The sequence below is a fragment of the Streptomyces sp. CNX435 genome (assembly GCF_059570575.1).
In genome coordinates, this window is the sequence record NZ_JCANTA010000005.1 from 155,870 (window position 1) to 180,262 (window position 24,393).

A 24,393-nucleotide genomic window follows, 5' to 3' on the forward strand; every position below is an offset into this window, starting at 1 on the left:
TTGCGTTCCTCTCCCTTACGTTACCGGCCATGACGGCTCCGAGCGCCCGGTGGTCGTGCTTCCGCCCCCCGCGCGACGGCATCGGCCGCCGACGCTCAGTCCAGCCGGTCCAGGATCAGCGGCCCCCGCTCCACCGTCGCCCCCGGCGGGGCGATGTCGTACGACGACTCCAGCGCCGCCAGCGCCTCCGGGATCCGCTCCGGCGTGTCCGTGTGCAGCGTCAGCAGCGGCTGGCCCGCCGTCACCGGCGTGCCCGGCTTCGCGTGGAGTTCCACGCCCGCCGCCGCCTGGACCGGGTCCTCCTTGCGGGCGCGGCCCGCGCCCAGGCGCCAGGCGGCGAGGCCCACCGCGTAGGCGTCGAGGCGGGTGAGGACACCCGTGGTCGGGGCCGGGACGGTGTGGGTTTCGCGGGCTACGGGGAGGGGGGCGGCCGGGTCGCCGCCCTGGGCGGCGATCATGCGGCGCCAGACGTCCATCGCCGAGCCGTCCGTCAGCGCCTTCGCCGGGTCCGCGTCCGGCAGGCCGGCCGCCGTCAGCATCTCGGCGGCCAGCGCGAGGGTCAGCTCCACGACGTCCGCCGGGCCGCCGCCCGCCAGGACCTCCAGCGACTCGCGGACCTCCAGCGCGTTGCCCGCGGTCAGCCCCAGCGGCGTGGACATGTCCGTGAGCAGCGCGACCGTGCGGAGCCCGTGGTCGTTGCCGAGGCCGACCATCGTCGCCGCCAGCTCGCGCGCCCTGTCCAGGTCCTTCATGAACGCGCCGGAGCCCGCCTTCACGTCCAGCACCAGCGCGCCCGTGCCCTCCGCGATCTTCTTCGACATGATCGAGGAGGCGATCAGCGGGATGGACTCCACCGTCCCGGTCACGTCCCGCAGCGCGTAGAGCTTGCGGTCGGCGGGCGCCAGGCCCGTGCCCGGGGCGCAGATCACGGCGCCGACGTCGCGCAGGGTCGCCATCATCTCGTCGTTCGACAGCGAGGCCCGCCAGCCCGGGATGGCCTCCAGCTTGTCGAGCGTGCCGCCGGTGTGGCCGAGGCCGCGGCCCGACAGCTGCGGCACGGCCGCCCCGCAGGCGGCGACCAGCGGTGCCAGCGGCAGCGTGATCTTGTCGCCGATGCCGCCCGTCGAGTGCTTGTCTGCCGTGGGGCGCGGCAGCGCGGTGAAGTCCATGCGCTCGCCGGAGGCGATCATCGCCGCGGTCCAGCGGGCGATCTCGTCGCGGTCCATGCCGTTGAGGAGTATCGCCATGGCCAGGGCGGACATCTGCTCGTCGGCGACCTCGCCGCGGGTGTACGCGCCCACGACCCAGTCGATCTGCTCGTCGGTGAGCCGTTCGCGGTCGCGCTTGGCGCGGATGACGGAGATGGCGTCCATCAGTTCTGCGATCCTCCGCTCTGGGACCTGGACAACTCGAACGGGCCGAACGCGTCCGGCAGCAGCTCCGCCAGCGGCCGGATGCCCGACGGGGTGTCGAGCAGCAGCCCGGGCCCGCCGTGCTCGCTGAGCAGCTGGCGGCAGCGGCCGCACGGCAGGATCAGCTGCCCGTCGCCGTTGACGCAGGTGAAGTGGGTGAGCCGGCCGCCGCCGGTGGCGTGCAGGGCGGAGACGAGGCCGCATTCGGCGCACAGCGTGACGCCGTACGAGGCGTTCTCCACGTTGCAGCCGACGACCGTACGGCCGTCGTCCACGAGCGCTGCGGCGCCGACGGGGTAGTGCGAGTACGGGGCGTACGCCCGGGACATCGCGTCCCGGGCCGCCGCCCGCAGCGCCTCCCAGGCCTCGGAGTCCTGCGTCGGGCCCGTCAAGTGCTCTCTCCCCTCCGGTAGCGCTTGCCGATCCACTTCGGCACCCGCAGCCGCTGCGCGAACACCGCCAGCACCACCAGCGTGGTGACGTACGGCGTGGCCTCCACGACCTCGCGCGGCACCGCGTCCGTGGTCGCGTACAGCAGCCCGAGGAGCACCGCCGCCACGCCCGCCGCGATCGCGGCCCGGGCGCCGCCGCGTACGTACTTCCACACCGCGTACGCCGCGAGCAGCACCGCCAGCAGCAGGAACAGCGCGTGCACCGCCTCGCCGCCGCCGCGCAGCTGCAGGCTGTCGGTGAAGCCGAACAGCCCGGCCGCGAGCGCCGTGCCGCCCGGCCGCCAGTTGCCGAAGATCATCGACGCCAGGCCGATGTACCCGCGCCCGCCGGTCTGGCCCTCCAGGTAGATGTGGGTGAACGTGACGAGGAACGCCCCGCCGAGACCGGCGAGCGCGCCGGAGACGGCCAGCGCCGCGTACTTGTACAGGTAGACGTTCACGCCCAGCGACTCGGCGGCCACCGGGTTCTCGCCGCAGGACCGCAGCCGCAGCCCGAACGCCGAGCGCCACAGCACGTAGTACGTGAGCACGAACAGCGCCGCCGCGACCAGGATCAGGTACGACACGTCGTGGGTGAGCCCGCGCAGGATGCCGGCGGTGTCGGAGAGGAAGAACCAGTGTTTGTCCTCCAGCTCCCCGAGCCCGTCGGAGAGCCCGGGGACGGAGAACGTGTGCATGTCGTCGACCTGCGGCGACTGCTTGTCGGTGCCGCCGGCCTCCAGGGCGTCCCCGTCCGCGAAGAAGATCTTCGCCAGGTACTGGGTGGTGCCCAGCGCGAGGATGTTGATCGCGACACCGGAGACGATGTGGTCGACGCCGAACGTGACCGTGGCCATCGCGTGTACGAGCCCGCCCAGCGCGCCGCCGATCACCCCGGCGAGCGCGCCCGCCCACGGCCCGTGCTGCCAGCCGATCCAGCCGGCGAAGAACGTGCCGAGGATCATCATGCCTTCGAGGCCGATGTTGATCACGCCGGACCGCTCCGCCCAGAGCCCGCCGAGGCCGGCCAGCCCGATCGGCACGGCGAGCGCGAGCGCGCCGCCGATCTGCGCGGAGGCGGTGAGGTTGGTGGTGTCGGTCAGGGCGCGTACCGCGGAGAGCAGCAGCAGTCCCGCGGCGATGAGCAGGAGCACCTGCGGCAGGCCCAGCCGCCGCTTGCCGCCGTCGGCCGGCGGTCGCGTCGCGGGCGCGGCGGCGCCCGTCTTGGTCACCGTACTCACGCGCCCACCTCCGCCTTGTCGTTGGTACGTGCCTGGGCCAGCTCCTCGCCGACGCGGCGCTGCTGGTCACGCAGCGCCCACCGGCGGACCACCTCGTAGGCGATGACGACGCAGAGCACGATGATGCCCTTGATGACCTCGACGATCTTCTGGTCGTAGCCCTCGAATTCGAGCTGCGTGCCGGTGCGCTCCAGGAAGGCCCACAGCAGCGCGCCGAGCGCGATGCCGACGGGGTGGTTGCGGCCGAGGAGGGCGATGGCGATGCCGGTGAAGCCGACGCCGAGCGGGAAGTCGGTGCCGTAGTTGTACGACTCGCCGAGCAGCGTCGGCATCCCGACCAGGCCGGCGACGGCGCCGGAGAGCACCATGCTGGTGACGATCATGCGCTTGACGTCCACGCCGCTGGCGGCGGCGGCCGTCTCGGACCGGCCGACGCTGCGCAGGTCGAAGCCGAAGCGGGTGCGGTTGAGGACGAACCAGTACAGGACGCCGGCGAGCACGGCGAAGAGGACGAAGCCGTTGATGTCCCCGACCGAGGTCTCGAACATGAAGATGTGGCTGGAGGAGGGGAGGTCGGGGGTGTGGGTGAGGTTCCCGTCCTTCTCGCCGAGGCGGCCCGCGGTGAGGTAGTAGCCGATGACGGCGCCGGCGATCGAGTTGAGCATGATCGTCGTGATGACCTCGCTGACACCGCGGGTGGTGCGCAGCACGCCCGCGATGCCCGCCCAGATCGCGCCGACGCCCATGGCGACCAGGATGATCAGCGGGATCTGGATGATGCCGGGCAGCGACAGCGCGCCGCCGACGGCCGCGGCGAAGAAGGCCGCGATGCGGTACTGGCCGTCGACGCCGATGTTGAAGAGGTTCATCCGGAAGCCGATGGCCACGGCCAGCGCGGAGAGGAAGAACATCGTCGACTTGTTGACGATGTAGACGGCGCTGCGGTCGGTCGTCCCGAACTCGATCATGACCTGGTAGGCCCGGAACGGGTCCTTCCCGGAGATCAGGATGATCAGCGAGGTGAGCACCAGCGCGGCGAACACCGCCAGCACCGGTGCGCCGACCGCCGTGATCAGCTTGTCCCTGTCGAGGCGTTTCATCGGGTACGGCCTCCGCCCTGCCCGTCGTCGGTGTCGGTGGAGGTGCCGGGGGAGGCGTCGGGGGACGCTTGTTTCGGCACGGTCGCGTCCTGCGCCGCCGGGTCGTCCTGAAGGTGCCCGCTCGCCGCGCCCGTCATCGCGCTGCCCAGTTCCTCCGGCGTGATCGCCGCCGGGTCGGCGTCGGCGACCAGCCGCCCGCGGTACATCACCCGCAGCGTGTCGGAGAGCCCGATCAGCTCGTCCAGGTCCGCGGAGATCAGCAGTACCGCAAGACCCTCCCGGCGGGCCTCGCGGATCTGCTCCCAGATCTCCGCCTGCGCGCCGACGTCCACGCCGCGCGTGGGGTGCGCGGCGATGAGCAGCTTCGGCCGATGGCTCATCTCCCGGCCGACGATCAGCTTCTGCTGGTTGCCGCCGGAGAGCGAGGCGGCGGTGACGTCGATGCCGGGGGTGCGGACGTCGTACTCCTCGACGATCCGCTTCGTGTCCTTGCGGGCCGCGGCGGTGTCGATGAGCACCCCGCGGCTGTTGGGGCGCTCGGTGGTGTGGCCGAGGATGCGGTTCTCCCAGAGCGGGGCCTCCAGCAGCAGGCCGTGCCGCTGCCGGTCCTCGGGGATGTAGCCGATGCCGCCCTCGCGGCGCTTGCGGGTGGCGGCGTGGCTGATGTCCGCGCCGTCCAGCACGATGCTGCCGCCGTCCGGGTCGCGCAGTCCCATGACGGCCTCGACCAGCTCGGACTGGCCGTTGCCCTCCACGCCGGCGATGCCCAGCACCTCGCCCTTGTGGATGGTGAAGGAGATGCGGTCCAGCACCTCGCGCGGTACGCCGTCGGTGTCGACGGCCGACAGGTGCAGCTCGCTGACCCGGAGCATCGGTACGTCGGTGACCGTGGACTCGCGGGTCTCGGGGGTGGGCAGCTCGCTGCCCACCATCAGCTCGGCGAGCTGCTTGGAGGTGACGTCCGCGGGCTTGACGGAGGCGACCGTCGTGCCGCGCCGGATGACGGTGATGTCGTCCGCGACGGCGAGCACCTCGCCGAGCTTGTGCGAGATGAACAGCACGGTCAGGCCCTCGGCCTTCAGCCCGCGCAGGTTGTCGAAGAGCGCGTCGACCTCCTGCGGGACGAGCACGGCGGTGGGCTCGTCGAGGATGAGGGTGCGGGCGCCGCGGTAGAGGACCTTGAGGATCTCCACCCGCTGCCGGTCGGCGACGCCGAGGTCCTCGACCAGCACGTCGGGGCGGATGCCGAGGCCGTACGCCGCCGACAGCTCCATGATCTTCGCGCGCGCCCGGTCGCCGATGCCGTGCAGCTTCTCGCTGCCCAGGACGGTGTTCTCCAGCACGGTGAGGTTGTCGGCGAGCATGAAGTGCTGGTGCACCATGCCGATGCCGCGCGCGATGGCGTCGGCCGGGCTGTGGAACGTGACCGGTTCGCCGTCGAGCGTGATGGTGCCCTCGTCCGGCTTCTGCATGCCGTAGAGGATCTTCATCAGGGTGGACTTGCCCGCGCCGTTCTCGCCGACGAGGGCGTGCACGGTGCCGCGGCGCACGGTGATGTCGATGTCGTGGTTGGCGACGACGCCGGGGAAGCGTTTCGTGATGCCGTGGAGCTCGACGGCGGCGGTGCCCGCGGGTGGGTCCGGTGCCGTGGAGCTGCTGCTGGGGGCGGTGATGGCGCACACTCCTCGTCGAGGGCGGTGGATGCGGGGCGGCGGACGTACCGAAGCGCCGTTCGGATGACGCAAGTTACGCGACTCGTGTTACGGCATATCACGCTACGCGCGTAGTCCGGGGGGCAGATGCACGGGGTCCGGCGGACGGTCGACCCGCTCCGTCCGCCGGACCCCGGGACACGTACCGGGCTCAGGGAGTGTCGCTGACCGTTATCCCGCCGTCGGCGATCTTCTTCTTCGCCTCGTCGATGTCGCCCTGGATGTCGTCGATGAACCCGCCGGAGGTGGCCAGGCTCACGCCGTCGTCCTTGAGCGCGAAGGTCGTGTCGCCGGTGAGCGGCTTGTCGTCCTGGACGCTCTTGATCACGTCGTAGACGGCCACGTCGACGTTCTTGACGACCGAGGTCAGGATCGCGTCCTTGTAGTCGGCCAGGGCCTTGTCGCGGTACTGGTCGGAGTCGACGCCGATCGCCCAGGCGCCGTCCTGCGCGGCCACGGCCTCGATCGAGCCGGTGCCCGACAGGCCGGCGGCGCTGTAGACGACGTCCGCGTCGGAGTCGAGCATGCCCTCGGCGATGCCCTTGGCGCGCAGCGGGTCCTGGAAGCCCTTGAGGTCGGTCTCGTAGAGGTACTTCACGTCGACCTCGACGTCGGGCTTGGTGTCCTTCACGCCCTGGACGAAGCCGGCCTCGAACTTCTTGATGAGGTTGTTGTGCACGCCGCCTATGAAGCCGACCTTGCCGGTCTTGCTCTTCAGCGCGGCGGCCACGCCGGCGAGGTACGAGCCCTCGTGCTCGGCGAAGGTGACGCCGGCGACGTTCTTCGCCTGCGACGCCTCGTCGATCACGGCGAAGGTGGTGTCCGGGAAGTCCGCGGCGACCTTGTTGACCGACTTGCCGTACGCGAAGCCGACCCCGATCACCGGGTTGTAGCCCGCCTCGGCGAGGGAGGTGAGCCGCTGCTCGCGGTCGGCCTCGGTCTCGCCGTCCCGGGCGGTCAGCTCCTTGCCGCCGAGGTCGAACTCCTTCTTGGCCTTGTCGTACCCGCGGGCGGCCGACTCGTTGAAGGAGGCGTCACTGCGGCCGCCGACGTCGAACGCGAGGCCGACGCCCTTGTCGCTGCTGCCGCTGTCGCTGCTACACGCAGCACTGGTGAAAGCGAGGGCCGCGGTTGCCACGCCCGCGGCGGCGATCTTGGTTACCCGGCGCAAGAGGACTTCCCCTTCGGTCTTGCGAAGCGCCTCTTTCCGGCGCTGCTTCGGGGGCATCGTAACGCGCGTAGACAGAGCTGAACCTCCGGCAACGAGTCCGTTACCGGATCGTCTCCGCGGCGGTGTTTCCGGCGGCGTGGGCGACGCCGGCACGTATCGGCTGACCAGTCGGTTCACCGTGCGCGGGGCGGTCGGCGGGGGTCTGCGGGCGGGCGGGTCCGCGGGGCTCTTCGCGGGCCCGGTCGCGGGTCGCCGCGCGGGTCGCGGCGGCGGCCAGGCGGGTGGCGTGAATGGTGATGCCCGTGATGCCGGTGAGGGCCGCGAGGCCGAGGACGACGACCCCGTTCCAGCCGACCGCGTGGAAGGCGATCGCGCCGGCGGTGGCGCCCGCGCTGTTCCCGACGTAGTACGCCACCTGGTACAGCGCCGACGCCTGTGCCTTGCCGGTCTTCGCCGCGTGGCTGACCGAGGCGGAGGCGACCGCGTGCCCGGCGAAGAAGCCGGCGGTCAGCAGCACAAGACCGGCCAGGACGGCGGCCAGGGAGTCGCTCAGTGTCAGCAGCAGCCCGGCGGCGGTGGTGCCGGCGGCGGCGTACAGGGTGCCGCGGCGGCTGAGGCGGGCGACGAGCCGGCCGGCCGCGGCGGAGGCGCCGGTGCCGACGAGGTAGATGACGAAGACCGAGCCGATGAGGCCCGCGGAGAGGCCGAAGGGCTCGCCCGCCAGCCGGTAGCCGATCACCGTGTAGACCGCGCCGAAGACGGTCATGAACAGCAGGCCGATCGCATACAGCCGGCGCATCAGCCCGTCGGCGAGATGACCGCGCACGGTCGCCGCGAGCGCCCGCGGCGCCAGCGGGCCGGGGGTGAAGTGCCGGGCGCGCGGCAGGAGTACGCGGAACGCGACTGCGCAGAGCAGCGCGAACACGGCGACGATGCCCAGCGCCGCACGCCAGCCCCAGGCGTCCGCCGTCCAGCCGGTGAGGATGCGGCCGGCCATGCCGCCGACGCTGTTGCCCGCGACGAAGAGCCCGACGGCGCCGATCACCGCCCGGGCCCGTACCTCCTCGGCGATGAACGCGATCGCCGACGCCGGGATCCCCGCGATCGCCACGCCCTGCAGCGTCCGCAGCGCGACGAGCCAGCCCAGGTCCGGCGCGAACGGCAGCGCGAGACCCAGCAGCACGGCCGCCGTCAGCGACCACGCCATCGTCTTCTGCCGGCCGAACCGCTCGGAGACCGCGCTCAGCGGCAGCACCGCGAGCGCGAGGGCGGCGGTGGTGGCGGAGATGGTCCAGCTGGCGGCGCCGGGGCTGACGCCGAGGTCGGCGGAGATGGCGGGCAGCAGGGCCTGGGTGGCGAAGAGGAGGGCGAAGGTGGCGACGCCGGCGGCGAACAGGGCGAGGAGCACGCGGCGGTAGCCGGGCTCGCCGGGTGCGTGCTTGGGGAGGGCGCTCACGTGGTCCGTAAGCGCCCTGGTAGCGGAGGGCATGCGTCGAACGTACGGCGCGTCTCGCTCATGCGTCCAATGCGGAAAACGGCGATAATCGATGCTGTGATGAATGAACAGAGGTCACGGGCGTCGGTGTCACGCGGCCGTCATCCGGAAGACATCCCGGCAACCGTCCCAGCAACCGCCCCGGCAACCGCCCCGGAGGACCCGGCGGAGTGGGGCGCGGTGCTCGCGCCCCGGCTCGCGCAGTTCGCCGCCGTCGCCCGCGAGGAGCACGTCACCCGCGCCGCCCGCGCGCTCGCCGTCCCGCAGCCGACGCTGAGCCGGGCGATGGTGCGGCTCGAAGCCGACCTGGGTGTCGCGCTCTTCGCCCGCCGCGGGCGCACGCTGTCGCTGACGACCGCGGGCCGCGACTTCCTCGCGTACGCCGAACGCGCGCTGGCGGAGGTGGGCCGGGGGGCCGAGGCCGTACGCGCCGACGCCCACCCGGAGACGGGCAAGGTCGCCTTCGGCTTCCTGCACACGCTCGGCTCCGAGACCGTGCCGGGGCTGCTGCGGGAGTTCCGCAAGGACCACCCGCGGGTGCGCTTCGCGCTGGTGCAGAACTACGGCGAGTGGATGCTGCAGCGGCTACGGGCGGGCGAGTTGGACCTGTGCCTGACCTCGCCCGTGCCGGACGCGCCGGACCTCGTGGCGCGGCGGCTGGACGAGCAGCGCATCCGGCTCGTCGTACCGGACGGCCACCGGCTCGCCGGGCGGCGCCGGATCCGGCTCGCGGAGGTGGCGGAGGAGCCGTTCGTCACGCTGGAGCCGGGCTACGGGATGCGGCGGATGACGGACGCACTGTGCGCGGAGGCGGGGTTCGCGCCGCGGATCGCGTTCGAGGGGGAGGAGGCGGAGACGATCCGCGGGCTGGTGGCGGCGGGGCTGGGGGTGGCGCTGCTGCCGCCGCCGGCGGTGCCGCGGCCGGGGGTGGTGGAGCTGAACGTGACGGCGCCGCCGCGGGCGGTGCGGGAGATCGGGGTGGCGTGGGTGGCGGGGCAGCAGGAGACGGCGCCGGTGGCGGCGTTCCGGCGGTTTCTGCTGGGGCGGCGGGGGCAGTTGCTCGCGGGGTAGGGGGACGGGCCGGTGGCGGGTGCCGTGTGTCGCCCGGGCCCCTGCTTCCCCGCACACCCGCCCCAGGGTAGGCCGCCCCGCTGACAACACACCTGCTCGCGGCCCGGTGCCCGCCGCAACGGCCCCTACGCCGGGGCGAAGCCCGTGGCCAGCGGCATCCGCAGGCCGATCGGCGGCGGCGCCGCGAGCGCGTCGGCGACCGGCCTGCTGTACGGCCGGCCGAAGAGCGAGCCCCTGACGAAGTCCGCGGCCAGGGCGAGGACTTCGGACCGGTGCTGATGCAACCCGTGCCCGTCGGAGTGCACCTCGAAGCGGCAGACGTCGCGGTTGGCCTTCTTCGCCCGTACCGCCAGCCGGTACGACAGGTCCGGGTCGGTGCGCTCGTCGTCCGTGCCGTGCACGAGCAGCACGGTGCGCCCGCTCAACTGCCGTACGGGCTCCGCGTCGGCCGCCTGCGCGTCCGGCAGCCACGGCGCCAGCGCCAGCACCGAGACGACCGCCTCGTGCCCGGCGGCGCGCAGCGCCGCGCGCCCGCCGACGTCGGTCCCGACCAGCGTCACGGGCACGTCCCCGTACCGCCGCACGACCTCCTCCAGCGCCCACTCCGCGTCCTGCGCGGCGTCGGCCGCGGCGCCGTTCCAGCCGCGGTAGCGGTAGTGCACGGTGTGCGCGACGAGCCCCTCGGCGCGCCCGGCGCGGGCGAGCCGGCGGGCCAGCGACCACACGGAGGCGGCGGCGAGCCGCGACGGCCGCCGGCTGCTCTCCTCCTCGCCCGCGGGCAGCAGCAGCGCCACCGCCTGCGCGGGGGGCGCCCCGGTGGCGCGTCCGAGCCGGGCGGGGCGGGTCAGGCTGGTCTCCTGTGCCATGTCTGCACGATCGCAGATGCCCGCCCCCCTGCCCACCCGTCTGCACGGCCCCCGCCCGTACGGCAGTTGACACCCCGCCAAGCGCCACAACGGCGCACCGACACGACCCGGTACGCCGCAGGCACCCCTGCACCGGCACGACCTCTGCCGACCCGTCCGACCGCAACCAGGTCCTCGCCGCCCGCCCCCGCACCGGCACCACCCCCGGCCGGCTCCACCCAGCCGCAACCCACCCCCCCGCCTCCGCGCGACGCGCGCCCACCCCGCGGCCGGCGCCCGCCGCCGGGCCGCTCTACGCGCGTAGGATGGCGCAAACCGTGACGCGAAAGGAGCATTCCGCATGGCGGACGACAACGGCAGAGGCGAAGGCGCGGCGGCCGGGGCGGGGCGGGCGGCGGTGCCGGACGCGGACCGGATCCGGCGGGCCCCCAAGGTGCTGCTCCACGACCACCTCGACGGCGGGCTCCGCCCCGCCACCATCGTGGACGTCGCCCGCGAGACCGGCTACTCCGGGCTGCCGGAGAACGACTCCGAACGGCTCGGCGCCTGGTTCCGGGAGGCCGCCGACTCCGGGTCGCTGGAGCGCTACCTGGAGACCTTCGCCCACACCTGCGCCGTGCTGCAGACCCGCGACGCCCTGGTGCGGGTCGCCGCCGAGTGCGCCGAGGACCTCGCCGCCGACGGCGTCGTGTACGCCGAGGTGCGCTACGCCCCCGAGCAGCACCTGCGGGGCGGGCTGAGCCTGGAGCAGGTGGTGGAGGCGGTCAACGAGGGCTTCCGCGAGGGTGAGCGGCGCGCGCACGCCGCCGGGCACCGCATCCGCGTGGGCGCGCTGCTGACCGCCATGCGGCACGCCGCCCGCTCGCTGGAGATCGCCGAACTGGCCAACCGCTACCGCGATCTCGGCGTCGTCGGCTTCGACATCGCCGGGGCCGAGGCCGGCTTTCCGCCCACCCGCCACCTGGACGCCTTCGAATACCTCAAGCGCGAGAACAACCACTTCACCATCCACGCCGGCGAGGCCTTCGGCCTGCCGTCGATCTGGCAGGCGCTGCAGTGGTGCGGCGCCGACCGGCTCGGCCACGGCGTACGGATCATCGACGACATCCACGTCGCCGAGGACGGCACGGTCAAGCTCGGCCGGCTGGCGGCGTACGTGCGCGACAAGCGCATCCCGCTGGAGCTGTGCCCGACGTCCAACCTGCAGACCGGCGCCGCCGCGTCGTACGCCGAACACCCCATCGGGCTGCTGCGCCGGCTGTACTTCCGGGCCACGGTCAACACCGACAACCGGCTCATGAGCGGCACGAGCATGAGCCGTGAGTTCGAGGAACTGGTGCGTACGTTCCACTACACGCTCGACGACATGCAGTGGTTCACCGTCAATGCCATGAAGTCGGCTTTCATTCCTTTCGATGAAAGGCTGGCGATGATCAATGAGGTCATCAAGCCCGGATACGCCGGGCTGAAGTCGGAGTGGCTCTTTCACTGACCGGCTCTGACCTGTAACGAGGGCCGTCTGCCGGGCCGCGTGGCGATGGTCCTACGATCCGCGGATGGGGCCGTACGGGCCAATTTCCCGGCCGGCGGGGCGGGCTTTGCCGCGGCGATATCCGGATGGCTACGTTTGTCCCTGCCGCTCGATATCCGCGAGGACGAGGACCTGAATTCCATGAAGACCCCCAAGATCGTCGGTACCGCACTTCTCGGCGCCGCCTTCGCGGTCGCCGGGGCGGGCGCCGCCTCCGCCGCGGTCGTCCCCGGCCTGCCCGACCCGGTCGGCCAGCTGACCTCCCCGTTGGAGTCCGTCACCGGCGCCCAGGCGGGAGGCGACGTCGACACGCGCAACGTCCAGGCGCCGTCCCTCGGCCAGCTCGGCGCGGTGACCGGCGCGCTCCCGGTGGGCGTACCGCTCTGACGCCGGGGCGTACAGCCGGGACGTACCAGCGCCGCCGGGGCCGGCATCCGCAGCGGATGCCGGCCCCGGCGGCGTGTCGTCGCGTCATCGGGGGAGTCCGGTTCACGTCACCACGCCGGGCACGCAAGCCGGGCACGCAAGCCGGACGAAACGTCGCCCTACGGGGCGATCTCGACCCTGGGGATTCTCGGGGCCGGGCCCTGAGCCGCCCCGTCCCCCGCCCGCTCCGCTTCCTCCGCTTCCGCCGCCTCCTCCGCGCCGGCCGCCTGCTCGGCGTGCGCCGCACCCGCCGCCCGCCCCTGCGGACGCCGGCGGCGCAGCCGTGCGCGGGTGGCCGGGACCACCGCGAGGTGCGCCAGCGCTATCCCCAGGATGTACAGCAGCATCGTGTCCACGTTCGCGACCTGCCCCGGCACCGCCGTCTTCAGCAGCTCCACGACCAGCGCCAGCATCGACCCGGCGAAGACGGTACGGGCGAACGACCCCGCCACCGAGGCGTGGACCCGCCCGCCCACCAGCGGCAGCAGCACCCCCGCGGGCGCCAGCACGAGCAGCGACTCGACGGTGTACCGCAGCGCCGCCCAGGGGTCGTCGTCGAACTCCGTCCGGATCGTCGTGAGCGGTCGCAGATTCGCCGCGTCAACCCACGGCACGGCGTTGGGGCGGAGCGTAAACCACCAGACTGCGGTCAGATGCAGGACTAGGAGGACAACGCCGGCCACCCGGAATCTCAGGGCGGCCGTTCCGCCCGTCGCATGGCGCTGCACGCTGGCAAGGACGCCACTACCGCCCCGTACGGTTCCCGCTCTGCGCCGTCGGGGTGAGCGCGTCCCCGCGGCGCGCCGGAACGCTCAGGTCGCGGGCTCGCCGACGGTGTTCTCCGGCGTCCGCATCGCGTCGTCGGTGCAGCGGTACGTGTACGGGTCGTCGCCCTCGTCCGGCCCCGCCAGCACCGCCGTACGGTCCTCGCCCGCCGCGTACGTACACACCAGCTGCGCCAGCATCGGCGACCCCAGCCCCTGCGGATCCCGGCTGAGCCGCACCGTGCCCGCCGGGTCGCCGGACAGCCCGTCCACCACCCGCAGCCCGGAGACGGCGGTGGCGTAGCCGGCCTGCTCCTCCTCGTCGCTCGGCTCCCGCTCCAGCTCGGCCAGCAGCCGCTCCGTCAGCGCCGTACCCGTCAGGTCGCCGGGGACGCTGCGGGGCACCGGCGCCAGCCGCGCACCGCACACCAGGTACACCGGCCGCAGCGTCTCGCCGTCCGCCCGGCTCGCCGCCGTCGACGGGCCACCCGGCGCGCACTCCGCCCGCGATGGCGCGCCGCCGGCGTCCACGGGCACGGAGGTGGGCCGGATCCCGCACCCGGTGGTCAGCATCGCGACGGCGGCCAGCGCGAGCACCGCCAGGGAAGCCAGGGCCGTCGAGAACGGCCGGTTCGTGGCTGCCGCCCTCACTCGTCCTCCTGCTCCAGTGCCTCCGCCGCCGCCGACGAGTCCCGCGGCAGCCGCAGTGTGAACACCGCCCCGCCCGCCGGGTCGTTGGCCGCGGTGATCGTACCGCCGTGGATCCGGGCGTTCTCCACCGCGATGGACAACCCCAGGCCGCTGCCGTCGGAGCGCGGCCGGGCGGTGTCCGCCTTGAAGAACCGGTCGAAGACGTGCGGCAGCACCTCGGCCGGGATGCCGGGGCCGTTGTCCTTGACCTCGATGAGCAGATCGCCGGCGCCGGGCGCGTCCGCCGTGGTGCGCACCGAGACCCGCACGGGGGAGCCGCCGTGCTTCAGCGCGTTGCCGATGAGGTTGGCGAGGATCACGTCGAGGCGCCGCGGGTCGAGGCGCGCGACGATGCCGCGGTCGGCGCCCAACTCCACCGCGTCCAGCCAGGCGCGGGCGTCGACGCAGGCGGTGACCTGGTCGGCGACGTCCACGTCGTCGAGGACGAGCCGGGCGGTGCCGGCGTCGAAGCGGGTCACCTCCATCAGGTTCTCCACCAGGTCGTTCAGCCGCCGGGTCTCCTGCACCACCAGCTGCACAGCGGGCGCGATCATCGGGTCGAGGTTCTCCTGCTCCTCCTCCAGCACCTCGGACACCGCGGTCATCGCGGTCAGCGGCGTCCGCAGCTCGTGCGACATGTCCGCCACGAAGCGCCGGCTGGACTTCTCCCGCTCGCTCAGCTCCTCCACCCGCCGCTGCAGCCGCTCCGCGGTCTGGTTGAACGTCCGCGACAGGTCGGCCAGCTCGTCGGTGCCGGTGACCCGCAGCCGGGTGTCGAGCTTGCCCTCGCCGAGCCGCCGCGCCGCCTCGCCGAGCCGCTGCACGGGGCGCAGCACCGTCGACGCGGCGCCCTGCGCGAGCAGCGCGGAGCCGATCAGGGACAGGCCGGTGGCGATGCCCAGCGACCAGGCCAGGGAGTTGAGGTCCCGGCGCTCGGAGTCGAGGGACTTGAACATGTAGCCCGTCCAGTCGGTGCCGATCACCCGGGCGCCGCCGACGAGATACGGCGTGCCGTCCATCGTCACCCGCTGCCAGTACAGGTGGTACGGCGACTTGCCGTCGTCGCGCCGCTGGTCGACCGCCGACTTCAGCGGCTTCGGCACGTCGCGCAGGCTGAACGACGGATCGGAGCGCTCCACACAGCCGGGTTCGTCCCCGCCGCCGGCGGACATGAGGATGACGTCGTAGTTCTGCGTGGTGTCCGACAGCCGCCGCGCGGCCTTCCCGAGATCCGTGCAGCCGGCGCGCAGGTCCAGCTCCCCGCTCTCGTCCTTCAGCGACTCCCGGAAGTCCTTCAGCGACGCGTCCTGGGTGCGGGTGAGCACCGAGTCCCGGTTCAGCCAGTACGCGATGCCGGCCACGGACACCGCCGAGACCAGCGCCACCAGCGCGAACACGATGACCAGACGCAGTCGCAGGCTGATCCAGCGCAGCAGCCCCGCCGCCCAGCCGCGTACGAGCCCCTGCCGCCCCTGCGTGTCGGAGGGGCGCGGACTCACGAGGGCGGATCCAGCCGGTAGCCCACTCCGCGGACGGTTTTGATCAGGGTGGGCGCGGACGGCACGTCCTCGACCTTCGCGCGCAGCCGCTGTACGCAGGCGTCGACCAGCCGGGAGTCGCCCAGGTAGTCGTGCTCCCAGACCAGCTGCAGCAGCTGCTGGCGGGACAGCGCCTGCCCCGGCCGGCGGCTCAGCTCCAGCAGCAACCGCAGCTCCGTCGGCGTCAGTTGCAGGTGCTCGCCGTCCTTGGTGACCGTCATCGCCGAGCGGTCGATGACCACGTTCCCGTAGGTCGCCGAGTCCGTCGTCTCCCGCTCGCCGCGGCGCAGCACCGCACGGATGCGGGCGTCCAGCACCCGTCCCTGCACGGGCTTGACGACGTAGTCGTCGGCGCCCGACTCCAGCCCGACCACCACGTCGATGTCGTCGCTGCGTGCGGTCAGCAGGATGATCGGCAGCTGGTCGGTGCGCCGGATTCTCCGGCACACCTCGAAGCCGTCGATGCCCGGCAGCATGACGTCCAGCACGATCAGGTCCGGCCGCTGCTCACGCAGCAGCTTCAGCCCGTCCTCACCGGTCGCCGCGGTGGTCACGCGGTGGCCCTGGCGGGAGAGGGACATCTCCAGCGCCGTGCGGATGGCGTCGTCGTCCTCGATCAGCAACAGAGAAGGCACGCGGGTCATTCTGGCAGGGCGGGCCGGAAGGGGCGAGTTCGCCGTCATCACGGCCTGCGGGAGAAGCCGCGGCGAGGCCGCGGCGAGGCCGCGGTAAGGGGCTGCGAACCCCTGTTGCACGCCTGTGACAGTCGACGGACAGCGCGATGAAGTCGGGCCGCCAGGATTTTGCACGTCGGGGAAGCCCGGCACAGCAAAGCCGACCGAAGCAGACTCCACCGACGGGGGGCGTGAGATGAACGCACTGCACGACAGCACCACCAGCGCAGCGGTTCACACGCGCCGCCTGCATGCCAAGGGGGGGAGTGCTGAGGGGATGGCTCCCGCCCGCGCCTCGCGCGGAGCAGGGGAGTCCGGTGCCGCGAACGCGCGGGGGTGCGGCCGCGGCACCGGGCGTCGTCCTCCGTACATGGTCGCGATCGCGGGCAGCACGGGAACCGGGGGAGCCGGCGCACCGCCGGCGGTGACCGGGCCGGCCGCGGACCCGGGGGGGAACACCGGGGGGGACGACGGGGGGAAGGCGTACGGAGAGGTGCCGGGGGAACCGACCGGCACGCAGGCCGGGACCGCCGCGGAGGCAGACAGCACCGCGGCGTTCACCGCCTACGTGGCCGAGCGGCGCGCCTCTCTGTACGCCACCGCCTACCACCTGACCGGCGACCGGTTCGAGGCGGAGGACCTGCTGCAGAGCGCGCTGTTCTCCACCTACCGGGCCTGGGACCGGATCAGCGACAAGGCGGCGGTGGGGGGATACCTCCGCCGGACGATGACGAACCTGCACATCAGCGCCTGGCGCCGGCGCAAGCTCGCGGAGTACCCGACCGAGGAACTCCCCGAGGCGGCCGGTGAGTCGGACGCCATGCGCGGCACGGAGCTGCGCACGGTGCTCTGGCAGGCGCTGGCGCGGCTGCCCGAGACGCAGCGCACGATGCTCGTGCTGCGCTACTACGAGGGCAGGACCGACCCGGAGATCGCCGACGTGCTGGGGATCAGCGTGGGGACCGTCAAGAGCAGCATCTGGCGCTCGCTGCGCCGGCTGCGCGACGACGAGGCGCTGAGCTTCGGGCGGGACCGGGAGGAGTCGTTCGAGGAGCTCGTGGCCTGAAGGGGCCGATGACCGGGACGGGGGGACCCGGGGCCACGGGAGGGGAAAAAGAGGGGAAAACAGGGGGAATCGGGGGATAACGGGGGGAATACCGCGAGACCGTACGGGCGCTGGGGGGCGCCCGGAGGACTCGGGGGGATGGGGGACGAAGCGGGGCCGGACGCGCGGGGGGTGCGCCCGGCCCCGATTCGTTTGCCTTTAACTCAGTACGCCGCAATCGGTGCGCCGCACTCCGCACTCAGTACGCCGAGCCGGCCACACCGAGGCTGCCCGTCGGGTGCCAGACCGTCTTCGTCTCCAGGAACGCCGTCAGCCGCCCCGTGCCCGGGTCGGCCGTCCAGTCGTACGGCGGAGACGGGCGCAGCACCCGCTTCAGGTTGTCCGCCGCGGCGACCTCCAGCTCCCGCGCCAGCTCCGCGTCCGCGCCGGTCAGGTCGATGGCGTTGACGTCCTGGTGCGCGGCCAGCGTCGGCGCGATCTCGGCGGTACGGCCCGACAGCACGTTGACGACGCCGCCCGGCACGTCCGACGTGGCCAGCACCTCCGCCAGCGACAGCGCCGGCAGCGGCCGCTCCTCGGCGGCGACCACGACCGCCGCGTTGCCCGTGGCGATCACCGGGGCGAGCACCGACACCATGCCCAGCAGCGCCGACTCCTGCGGCGCGACGACCGCGACGACGCCCGTCGGCTCCGGCGCGGAGAGGTTGAAGTACGGCCCGGCGACCGGGTTCCCGCCGCCGGTGACCTGGGCGACCTTGTCGGTCCACCCCGCGTACCAGACCCAGCGGTCGATCGCCGCGTCCACCTGCGCCGCCGACTTGGCCTTCGACAGCCCCTCCGCGTCGGCGACCTCCGCGACGTACTGCTCGCGCCGCCCCTGCAGCATCTCCGCCACCCGGTAGAGCACCTGGCCGCGGTTGTACGCCGTGGCGCCGGACCAGCCGGCGACGGCCTTGCGGGCGGCGACCACCGCGTCGCGGGCGTCCTTGCGGGAGGAGCGGGGCGCGTTGGCGAGCCAGCGGCCTTTCGCGTCGGACACCTCGTACACCCGCCCGCTCTCCGAGCGGGGGAACTTCCCGCCCACGTACAGCTTGTAGGTCTTGAGGACCGACAGCCTCGCGTCTGCCTGGGTCATCGCAGGTACGCCTCCAGCCCGTGGCGACCGCCTTCGCGGCCGAAGCCCGATTCCTTGTAGCCGCCGAACGGCGAGGTCGGGTCGAACTTGTTGAACGTGTTCGCCCACACCACGCCGGCGCGCAGCCGGTCGGCCACCGCCAGGATCCGCGAGCCCTTCTCGGTCCACACCCCGGCGGACAGTCCGTAGGGCGTGTTGTTGGCCTTCGCCACCGCCTCGGCGGGGGTACGGAACGTCAGCACCGACAGCACCGGGCCGAAGATCTCCTCGCGCGCGATGCGGTGCGCCTGGGTCACGCCCGTGAAGAGCGTGGGCGCGAACCAGTAGCCGCTGCCGGGCAGTTCGCACGGCGCCGTCCAGCGCTCCGCGCCCTCCGCGTCGCCGGCGTCCGCCAGCTCCGTGATCCGGGCGAGCTGCTCGGCGGAGTTGATGGCGCCGATGTCGGTGTTCTTGTCCAGCGGGTCGCCCAGCCGCAGGGTGCCGAGCCGCCGCTTCAGCGACGCCAGCAGCTCGTCGGCCACCGACTCCTGCACCAGCAGCCGGGAGCCGGCGCAGCACACCTGGCCCTGGTTGAAGAAGATGCCGCCGACGATGCCTTCGACGGCCTGGTCGATCGGCGCGTCGTCGAAGACGATGTTGGCGCCCTTGCCGCCCAGCTCCAGCGTGAGCCGCTTGTCCGTGCCGGCGACGGCGCGGGCGATCTCCTTGCCGACGGCCGTCGAGCCGGTGAACGCGACCTTGTCGACGTCCGGGTGCGCGACGAGCGCCGCGCCGGCGTCCCCGTAGCCGGGGAGGATGTTGACCACGCCGGCCGGCAGCCCGGCCTGGCGGCAGATGTCGGCGAAGAACAGCGCGGACAGCGGGGTGGTCTCGGCGGGCTTGAGGACCACGGTGTTCCCGCAGGCCAGTGCCGGGGCGATCTTCCAGGCCAGCATCAGCAGCGGGAAGTTCCACGGGATGACCTGGCCGGCGACGCCCAGCGGCTTCGGGTCCGTACCGAAGCCGGCGTAGCCGAGCTTGTCGGCCCAGCCGGCGTAGTAGAAGAAGTGCGCGGCGACCAGCGGCAGGTCGGCGTCCCGGGTCTCCCGGATCGGCTTGCCGTTGTCCAGCGTCTCCAGCACCGCCAGCTCGCGCGAGCGCTCCTGGATGATGCGGGCGATACGGAACAGGTACTTGCCGCGCTCCGCGCCCGGCAGGGCCGACCAGGAGGTGAACGCCCGCCGGGCGGCGGTGACCGCCCGGTCCACGTCCGCCTCGCCGGCCCGCGCGACCTCGGAGAGCACCTCCTCGGTCGCCGGGGCGACGGACTTGAAGACCTTGCCGTCGGCGGCCTCGGTGAACTCGCCGTCGACGAACAGGCCGTAGCTGGGCGCGATGTCGACGACCGAGCGGGACTCGGGCGCGGGCGCGTAGGCGAAGAGCTTGTGATCAGCGGTCATTCGGTCTCGGTCCCCCTTCTAGTCCACGGTCACGTAGTCGGGGCCGGAGTAGCGGCCGGTGCGCAGCTTCTGCCGCTGCATGAGCAGGTCGTTGAGCAGGCTGGAGGCGCCGAAGCGGAACCAGCGGTTGTCCAGCCAGTCGTCCCCCGCCGTCTCGTTGACGAGCACCAGGAACTTCACCGCGTCCTTGGCCGTACGGATACCGCCCGCGGGCTTCACGCCGACCTGCACGCCGGTGGCCGCGCGGTAGTCCCGTACGGCTTCGAGCAGGACCAGGGTGTTGGCGGGGGTGGCGTTCACGCCGACCTTGCCGGTCGAGGTCTTGATGAAGTCGGCGCCGGCCAGCATGCCGAGCCAGCTCGCCCGCCGGATGTTGTCGTACGTGGACAGCTCGCCGGTCTCGAAGATCACCTTCAGCCGGGCGCCGGTCGCGGCCTGCCGCACCGCGCGGATCTGCTCGTAGACCTCCAGGTAGCGGCCGGCGAGGAAGGCGCCGCGGTCGATGACCATGTCGATCTCGTCCGCGCCCGCGGCCAGCGCCGCGCGGGTGTCGGCGAGCTTCACCTCCAGGGCCGACCGCCCGGAGGGGAAGGCGGTGGCGACCGAGGCGACCTTGACCGCGGAGCCGGCCAGCGCCTCGGCGGCGACGGCGGCCAGGTCCGGGTACACGCAGACGGCCGCGACCTGCGGCGTCGTACGGTCCGTCGGGTCGGGGGTACGGGCCTTGGCGCACAGCGAGCGCACCTTGCCGGGGGTGTCGGCGCCCTCCAGCGTCGTCAGGTCGATCATCGAGACCGCCAGGTCCAGGGCGTACGCCTTGGCCGTGGTCTTGATGGAGCGGGTGCCCAGGGCGGCGGCGCGGGCCTCCAGACCGACCGGGTCGACGCCGGGCAGACCGTGCAGGAAGCGGCGGAGCGCGCCGTCGGAGGCCGTCACGTCCGCGAGGGACGCGGGCGGGTCCGCGGCTGCGGTGGGTATGCGGGGCATGGTCACCACACGAGCATATCTACCCGCGTAGCGTCCCGGGGAGTGGGCGTACGGACCCGGTGGATCGATGCGGTTCCGCAATACCGGTGGGCTGCCCGGCTTCGGACCGTCCGGCAGAATCGGCGGCATGAGCAAGGACTCCCCGAGCAAGGACTCCCCGGCCGCCAAGCCGAAATACGCCGACCGCGCCTACCGCTCCGTCGCCGGCATCGCCGCCGGCGTCCTGCTGCTCGCCCTCGGCGGCTGGCTTGGCGGCGACGCCCTGGTCCGCGGCAGCGGGCAGGCGCGGGCGATCGCGCTGGCCGCGCTGGTCGCGGGGGTGCCGCTGGTGGTGGCGCTGACGCTGCGCCCGGTGGTGTACGCGGGCGAGGAGCGGCTGCGGGTGCGTAACCCGTTCCGCACGATCGTGGTCCCGTGGGCGCAGGTCGAGGAGATCCGGGCGCGCTACTCCAGCGAGGTCGTCACCGAGGACGCCACGTACCAGATGTGGGCCATCCCCGTCTCGCTGCGCGCCCGCAAGAAGGCGAACCGCCGCCGCGACCGCGCGGCGGGCGGCGGCGGGCTGTTCAGCCCGTCCAGCCGCACGGCGCTGACCACGGACCCGGCGATGCGCCGCCCGGGGGGCACGGGCGCGAGCGACCTCGGCACGGCGGCGGAGGACCCGACCCCGTCCGCCGACAAGTCGATCCGCGAGCTGCGCGAGCTGGCCCACGCGTACGCCGACCGCGAGGGCGCGCAGGGGCCGGTGTCGGTGCGGTGGGCGTACGAGATCCTGGGCCCGGTGGCGGCGGGGACGCTGGCGCTGGTGATCGCCATCCTGGTGGGCTGACGCGGGCTCCTGCTCAGGGGAGCAGGAGGTCGCGCTGCCCGTTCTGGATACCGCCGCTCACGCGGCAAGAACCTCCGCCGACGCGGCAGCCAGCATGTCGCCGATCTCCGCCGCGGCGGCCCGTGCCTCCTTCTCCGACTCGGTCGATCCCACGACCCGCTCCAACGCCCGCAGCCGCGCCGACCGTGCCGGATACCGGTGCAGAGCCACGTGGACAGCCCACTTGCGGAGGAACGCGTGCATCGGCACCGTGCTGTCCGCCTGCAACGCCTGCTCCCACGCGGTGTGGAACTCGCGCTCGAAGTCCACGGCCGCCAGCGGATCCAGCCGCTGCACCGCTGCCCGCAACGCCGCCTCCGAGACCGGCGGCATCGCAATCACGGGGTCGTCGGACGCTTCGATAGGTTGTGCACTCACGGTGAGACTCCCCTGGATACGATCCGTGCAGAACAGAGCGGGAGGGAACCCCGAGATAGTCTGCCGCAACGCGACACGAAACGTGTCAGTACGTCGCGAGACATGGGGCGGTATCGGTGCGCTGAGCGTACGAGTTCCTGGGCCCGGTGGCGGCGGGGACGGTGGCGCTGGTGATCGCCATCCTGGTGGGCTGACGCGGGCTCCTGCTCAGGGGAGCAGGAGGTTGCGCTGCCCGTTCTGGATGCCGCCGGTGAAGGCCCGGTAGTCGTCTTCGGAGAGGATGAGGATCTGGGCTTCGGGGTTGCCGACGTCTTTGGAGTCGCGCAGGGCGACGACGCCGTCGACGAAGGCGACCTCCAGGCAGTTCTGGCCGCCGCTGCTCATGGCGCTCTTGGCCCAGGTGGCGTTGGTGAGGTCCGGCTTTATGATCACGCGTAGCGCTCCTTGAGTACCTTGGCGATGTGATCCCGAGAAGCTCGCACGTCAAGGGCTTCGGTTCTGAGGTGGTCGAACCCGCTCTCGTATCGTGCTAGATGGCCATCCTCCTCCAGATACAGGGAGGTTGTCATCGGCTCGACTGCCGCGACGGGCGGGCCTGCTGCGAAGTGCAGGAGATAGAACGGGCCGTCCACCCCGGCGTGGGCGCCCTGATCGAACGTCAGCACCTGTACATCCACGTGCTTGTGCTCCTCCGACAGGTTGATCAGGTGCTCAAGCTGGGCCTTCATCACCGCATCGCCGCCGACGCGCCGCATCAACGCCGCCTCGTCCAGGACGCACCAAAGGTGGAGCGGCTTCTCGCGGTTCAAGGCCGCCTGTCGCGCCATGCGCAGGGCGACGAAGTTGTTGATCTCTCGCTGGTGCTGCCAAGCGCGACTGCCCTCCACGATCGCTGTCGCATACGCCTCCGTCTGGAGAAGACCGGGGACGATGCTGGCGAACGACTCGCACTTCACGGCCAGTTCTTCAAGCAGGATGTAGTCCGCGAAGGGGTCGGGGATGGCGCTGCGGTACTCGTTGAACAGGTTGCTGCGCTTCCCGCTGTTGGCGAGCTTCGCGAGTTCCCTGATGTGCGTGCGGCGGTCGTCCTCCGCTACCTCGTAGACGTTGAAGAAGGCGAGCACGGCCGTGGGTGCAACTCGCTGCTTGCCGTTCTCGATCCGGCTCAACGAGGGTGCGCCCGGCAGATCGAGCTTGGTCGCCGCCTCTGCAAGGGACAGGCCGGCGGTCTTCCGTAGCGTTCGCAACTGCAGCCCGAGGCGACGTCGGTGCAGGTTGGGCTCGGCATCGGTCATGGATGTACCTCCCTGAGCCCGCAGGCTACCGCTCACCGGAACATCCAAGGCAAGCAATCACTCGTTCGTGTCAACCTTTGACGAAGAAGTCTTGCGAGCAATGTTCCCTCCGTGCCACGCTTCCGGCCAAGTAGCAGAGCGTACAGCCTCGGCTACTGCCGATCACAGAAGGTGGCGGCTCCGGCCACGCTCCAACTGGCCGTCCTGGGTCATGAGTTAAGCCATGCCCGCACGAGGTGAGCGCTGGAGGTATCCCATGAAGGTCGCCGCCGACAACGCCGAAGGCCACTCGGTACGCGCATGGCACGTGACCGCTGAGGCGCGAACCTTCGAGCGATGGCGCAACGCGGCCGCCGCCGCAACCGCCGAGATGGGCGGGGACGCGGATGCCGTGGCGGTGGTCCGGCTGGGCGTCTCCGAACTCTTGAGCAACGTCGCCAAACACGCCGGGAGTAAGACCTGCCGACTCGCCGTGCGGGCCGACGAGGGGTGGGTCTACGTCCACGTATACGACACCTCCCGCCAGGTGCCCGCGCTCACCACCCCGGCCTGGGACGCAGAAAGCGGACGCGGTCTGTGGCTCCTGAACTCGATGGTGGCCGACTGGGGTTACGACTGCCGGCCGGACGGCAAGGCGGTGTGGTTCCGCGCTCCGCTGAACACCGCTGCGCAGGAGGGCGAACCGACTCCCTCGCGCGCGGCGGGCGCGCGGCGAGTCAACTTCGCGACGGTGGCCGTCGATGACAGCGTCGTCTACTACGGCCAACGGCGACGGATCGCGGCGCTGGTGCAGACCCGTACCGGATTCGTCATGCAGTTCGCCGACGCCACGGCGCTCCACGTGGTCTGCCCGCCGGACGTTTGCGAGATCGACGGCTGCACCGTAAGGCTGGACGACATCGCCGACGGCGCGTGCTTCTGGTGCGGCACCGCCAGACGTCTGGTCTCCGTGGGCCGCTACGCGACGGCCTCCGGGACGTCCCACACGGTCTACGCCTGCACCGGCTGCGTCGCCGCCCGAGGGCTGATCCCGCTGGCCTCTCGCGGGGACGTCGACACGAGAGTCCGCTACCGGTCGCGAAGCGCACATTGACCACCCGACT

General features: G+C 72.4%; 24 protein-coding genes. 6 read left to right on the forward strand and 18 right to left on the reverse strand.

Translation table 11 applies throughout. The features are described from left to right. Positions 1 to 95: 95 nt before the first annotated feature. The 7 genes from T328_RS11620 to T328_RS11650 all read right to left on the reverse strand — a co-directional run bounded on the left by T328_RS11620 (position 96) and on the right by T328_RS11650 (position 8,556). Positions 96 to 1,373: a thymidine phosphorylase gene (locus T328_RS11620; protein ID WP_496495884.1), complete on the reverse strand. Its 1,278-nt coding sequence runs from the start codon at positions 1,371 to 1,373 to the stop codon at positions 96 to 98. Further along, positions 1,373 to 1,804 (reverse strand): cytidine deaminase, encoded by a 432-nt coding sequence (locus T328_RS11625; RefSeq protein WP_496495885.1) that lies wholly within the window; start codon positions 1,802 to 1,804, stop codon positions 1,373 to 1,375. The genes T328_RS11620 and T328_RS11625 overlap by 1 nt, the downstream gene beginning before the upstream one ends. After that, a complete protein-coding gene (locus tag T328_RS11630; protein ID WP_496495886.1) occupies positions 1,801 to 3,084 on the reverse strand; it encodes an ABC transporter permease in 1,284 nt (427 codons plus the stop codon). The genes T328_RS11625 and T328_RS11630 overlap by 4 nt, the downstream gene beginning before the upstream one ends. Then, a complete protein-coding gene (locus T328_RS11635; protein WP_496495887.1) occupies positions 3,081 to 4,184 on the reverse strand; it encodes an ABC transporter permease in 1,104 nt (367 codons plus the stop codon). The genes T328_RS11630 and T328_RS11635 overlap by 4 nt, the downstream gene beginning before the upstream one ends. Further along, positions 4,181 to 5,857, reverse strand: a complete 1,677-nt coding sequence (locus T328_RS11640; protein WP_496496085.1) for an ABC transporter ATP-binding protein — start codon at positions 5,855 to 5,857, stop codon at positions 4,181 to 4,183. The genes T328_RS11635 and T328_RS11640 overlap by 4 nt, the downstream gene beginning before the upstream one ends. Before the next feature lie 190 nt (positions 5,858 to 6,047). Next, complete coding sequence (locus T328_RS11645) at positions 6,048 to 7,067, reverse strand: BMP family lipoprotein (protein ID WP_496495888.1); 1,020 nt, start codon at positions 7,065 to 7,067, stop codon at positions 6,048 to 6,050. 100 nt (positions 7,068 to 7,167) lie between these two features. Then, on the reverse strand, positions 7,168 to 8,556 hold the full coding sequence (locus T328_RS11650) for an MFS transporter (RefSeq protein WP_496495889.1): 1,389 nt from the start codon (positions 8,554 to 8,556) through the stop codon (positions 7,168 to 7,170). Between the two features lie 186 nt (positions 8,557 to 8,742). Here T328_RS11650 and T328_RS11655 point away from each other — a divergent pair, with 186 nt between their 5' ends. Beyond that, complete coding sequence (locus T328_RS11655) at positions 8,743 to 9,633, forward strand: LysR family transcriptional regulator (RefSeq protein WP_496495890.1); 891 nt, start codon at positions 8,743 to 8,745, stop codon at positions 9,631 to 9,633. A gap of 125 nt (positions 9,634 to 9,758) precedes the next feature. On the opposite strand, the gene T328_RS11660 is transcribed toward T328_RS11655, so the two are convergent. Continuing rightward, on the reverse strand, positions 9,759 to 10,499 hold the full coding sequence (locus tag T328_RS11660) for an alpha/beta hydrolase (RefSeq protein ID WP_496495891.1): 741 nt from the start codon (positions 10,497 to 10,499) through the stop codon (positions 9,759 to 9,761). A 340-nt stretch (positions 10,500 to 10,839) separates the two neighbouring features. Between T328_RS11660 and T328_RS11665 the strand changes: the two genes are divergently transcribed. Both T328_RS11665 and T328_RS11670 read left to right on the forward strand, forming a co-directional pair. Beyond that, on the forward strand, positions 10,840 to 11,991 hold the full coding sequence (locus T328_RS11665) for an adenosine deaminase (protein WP_496495892.1): 1,152 nt from the start codon (positions 10,840 to 10,842) through the stop codon (positions 11,989 to 11,991). A gap of 180 nt (positions 11,992 to 12,171) precedes the next feature. Next, the gene (locus tag T328_RS11670) at positions 12,172 to 12,417 is read left to right on the forward strand and encodes a hypothetical protein (protein ID WP_496495893.1); all 246 of its coding nucleotides are present in this window, start codon (positions 12,172 to 12,174) and stop codon (positions 12,415 to 12,417) included. 158 nt (positions 12,418 to 12,575) lie between these two features. Here T328_RS11670 and T328_RS11675 read toward each other — a convergent pair whose 3' ends face one another. From T328_RS11675 to T328_RS11690, 4 genes are all read right to left on the reverse strand, one after another. Further along, a complete protein-coding gene (locus T328_RS11675; RefSeq protein ID WP_496495894.1) occupies positions 12,576 to 13,184 on the reverse strand; it encodes a VanZ family protein in 609 nt (202 codons plus the stop codon). A gap of 84 nt (positions 13,185 to 13,268) precedes the next feature. Further along, on the reverse strand, positions 13,269 to 13,871 hold the full coding sequence (locus tag T328_RS11680; RefSeq protein ID WP_496495895.1) for a hypothetical protein: 603 nt from the start codon (positions 13,869 to 13,871) through the stop codon (positions 13,269 to 13,271). Further along, on the reverse strand, positions 13,868 to 15,409 hold the full coding sequence (locus T328_RS11685) for an ATP-binding protein (RefSeq protein ID WP_496495896.1): 1,542 nt from the start codon (positions 15,407 to 15,409) through the stop codon (positions 13,868 to 13,870). The genes T328_RS11680 and T328_RS11685 overlap by 4 nt, the downstream gene beginning before the upstream one ends. Continuing rightward, positions 15,406 to 16,083 (reverse strand): response regulator, encoded by a 678-nt coding sequence (locus T328_RS11690; RefSeq protein WP_158691612.1) that lies wholly within the window; start codon positions 16,081 to 16,083, stop codon positions 15,406 to 15,408. The genes T328_RS11685 and T328_RS11690 overlap by 4 nt, the downstream gene beginning before the upstream one ends. A 235-nt stretch (positions 16,084 to 16,318) precedes the next feature. Between T328_RS11690 and T328_RS11695 the strand changes: the two genes are divergently transcribed. Next, on the forward strand, positions 16,319 to 17,188 hold the full coding sequence (locus T328_RS11695; RefSeq protein ID WP_496495897.1) for a SigE family RNA polymerase sigma factor: 870 nt from the start codon (positions 16,319 to 16,321) through the stop codon (positions 17,186 to 17,188). Between the two features lie 238 nt (positions 17,189 to 17,426). Here T328_RS11695 and T328_RS11700 read toward each other — a convergent pair whose 3' ends face one another. The 3 genes from T328_RS11700 to deoC are packed head-to-tail and all read right to left on the reverse strand — an operon-like array spanning position 17,427 to position 20,749. Further along, entirely contained in the window at positions 17,427 to 18,323 is an 897-nt protein-coding gene (locus tag T328_RS11700; RefSeq protein ID WP_496495898.1) for an aldehyde dehydrogenase family protein, read from the reverse strand. Further along, the gene (locus tag T328_RS11705; RefSeq protein ID WP_496495899.1) at positions 18,320 to 19,762 is read right to left on the reverse strand and encodes an aldehyde dehydrogenase family protein; all 1,443 of its coding nucleotides are present in this window, start codon (positions 19,760 to 19,762) and stop codon (positions 18,320 to 18,322) included. The genes T328_RS11700 and T328_RS11705 overlap by 4 nt, the downstream gene beginning before the upstream one ends. 18 nt (positions 19,763 to 19,780) lie before the next feature. Further along, positions 19,781 to 20,749 (reverse strand): deoxyribose-phosphate aldolase, encoded by a 969-nt coding sequence (gene deoC / locus T328_RS11710; protein WP_496496086.1) that lies wholly within the window; start codon positions 20,747 to 20,749, stop codon positions 19,781 to 19,783. Between the two features lie 127 nt (positions 20,750 to 20,876). Here deoC and T328_RS11715 point away from each other — a divergent pair, with 127 nt between their 5' ends. Further along, positions 20,877 to 21,578, forward strand: coding sequence for a PH domain-containing protein (locus T328_RS11715; RefSeq protein WP_496495900.1), 702 nt, complete (start codon positions 20,877 to 20,879; stop codon positions 21,576 to 21,578). Between the two features lie 57 nt (positions 21,579 to 21,635). Here the strand turns inward: T328_RS11715 and T328_RS11720 are convergent, their stop codons facing one another. The 3 genes from T328_RS11720 to T328_RS11730 form a co-directional block, all read right to left on the reverse strand. Then, positions 21,636 to 21,995, reverse strand: coding sequence for a hypothetical protein (locus tag T328_RS11720; protein ID WP_496495901.1), 360 nt, complete (start codon positions 21,993 to 21,995; stop codon positions 21,636 to 21,638). Between the two features lie 207 nt (positions 21,996 to 22,202). Continuing rightward, positions 22,203 to 22,427, reverse strand: a complete 225-nt coding sequence (locus tag T328_RS11725) for a DUF397 domain-containing protein (RefSeq protein WP_496495902.1) — start codon at positions 22,425 to 22,427, stop codon at positions 22,203 to 22,205. After that, a complete protein-coding gene (locus T328_RS11730; RefSeq protein WP_496495903.1) occupies positions 22,424 to 23,290 on the reverse strand; it encodes a helix-turn-helix domain-containing protein in 867 nt (288 codons plus the stop codon). The genes T328_RS11725 and T328_RS11730 overlap by 4 nt, the downstream gene beginning before the upstream one ends. Positions 23,291 to 23,513: 223 nt before the next feature. Between T328_RS11730 and T328_RS11735 the strand changes: the two genes are divergently transcribed. Next, the gene (locus tag T328_RS11735; protein ID WP_496495904.1) at positions 23,514 to 24,383 is read left to right on the forward strand and encodes an ATP-binding protein; all 870 of its coding nucleotides are present in this window, start codon (positions 23,514 to 23,516) and stop codon (positions 24,381 to 24,383) included. Positions 24,384 to 24,393 lie beyond the last annotated feature (10 nt).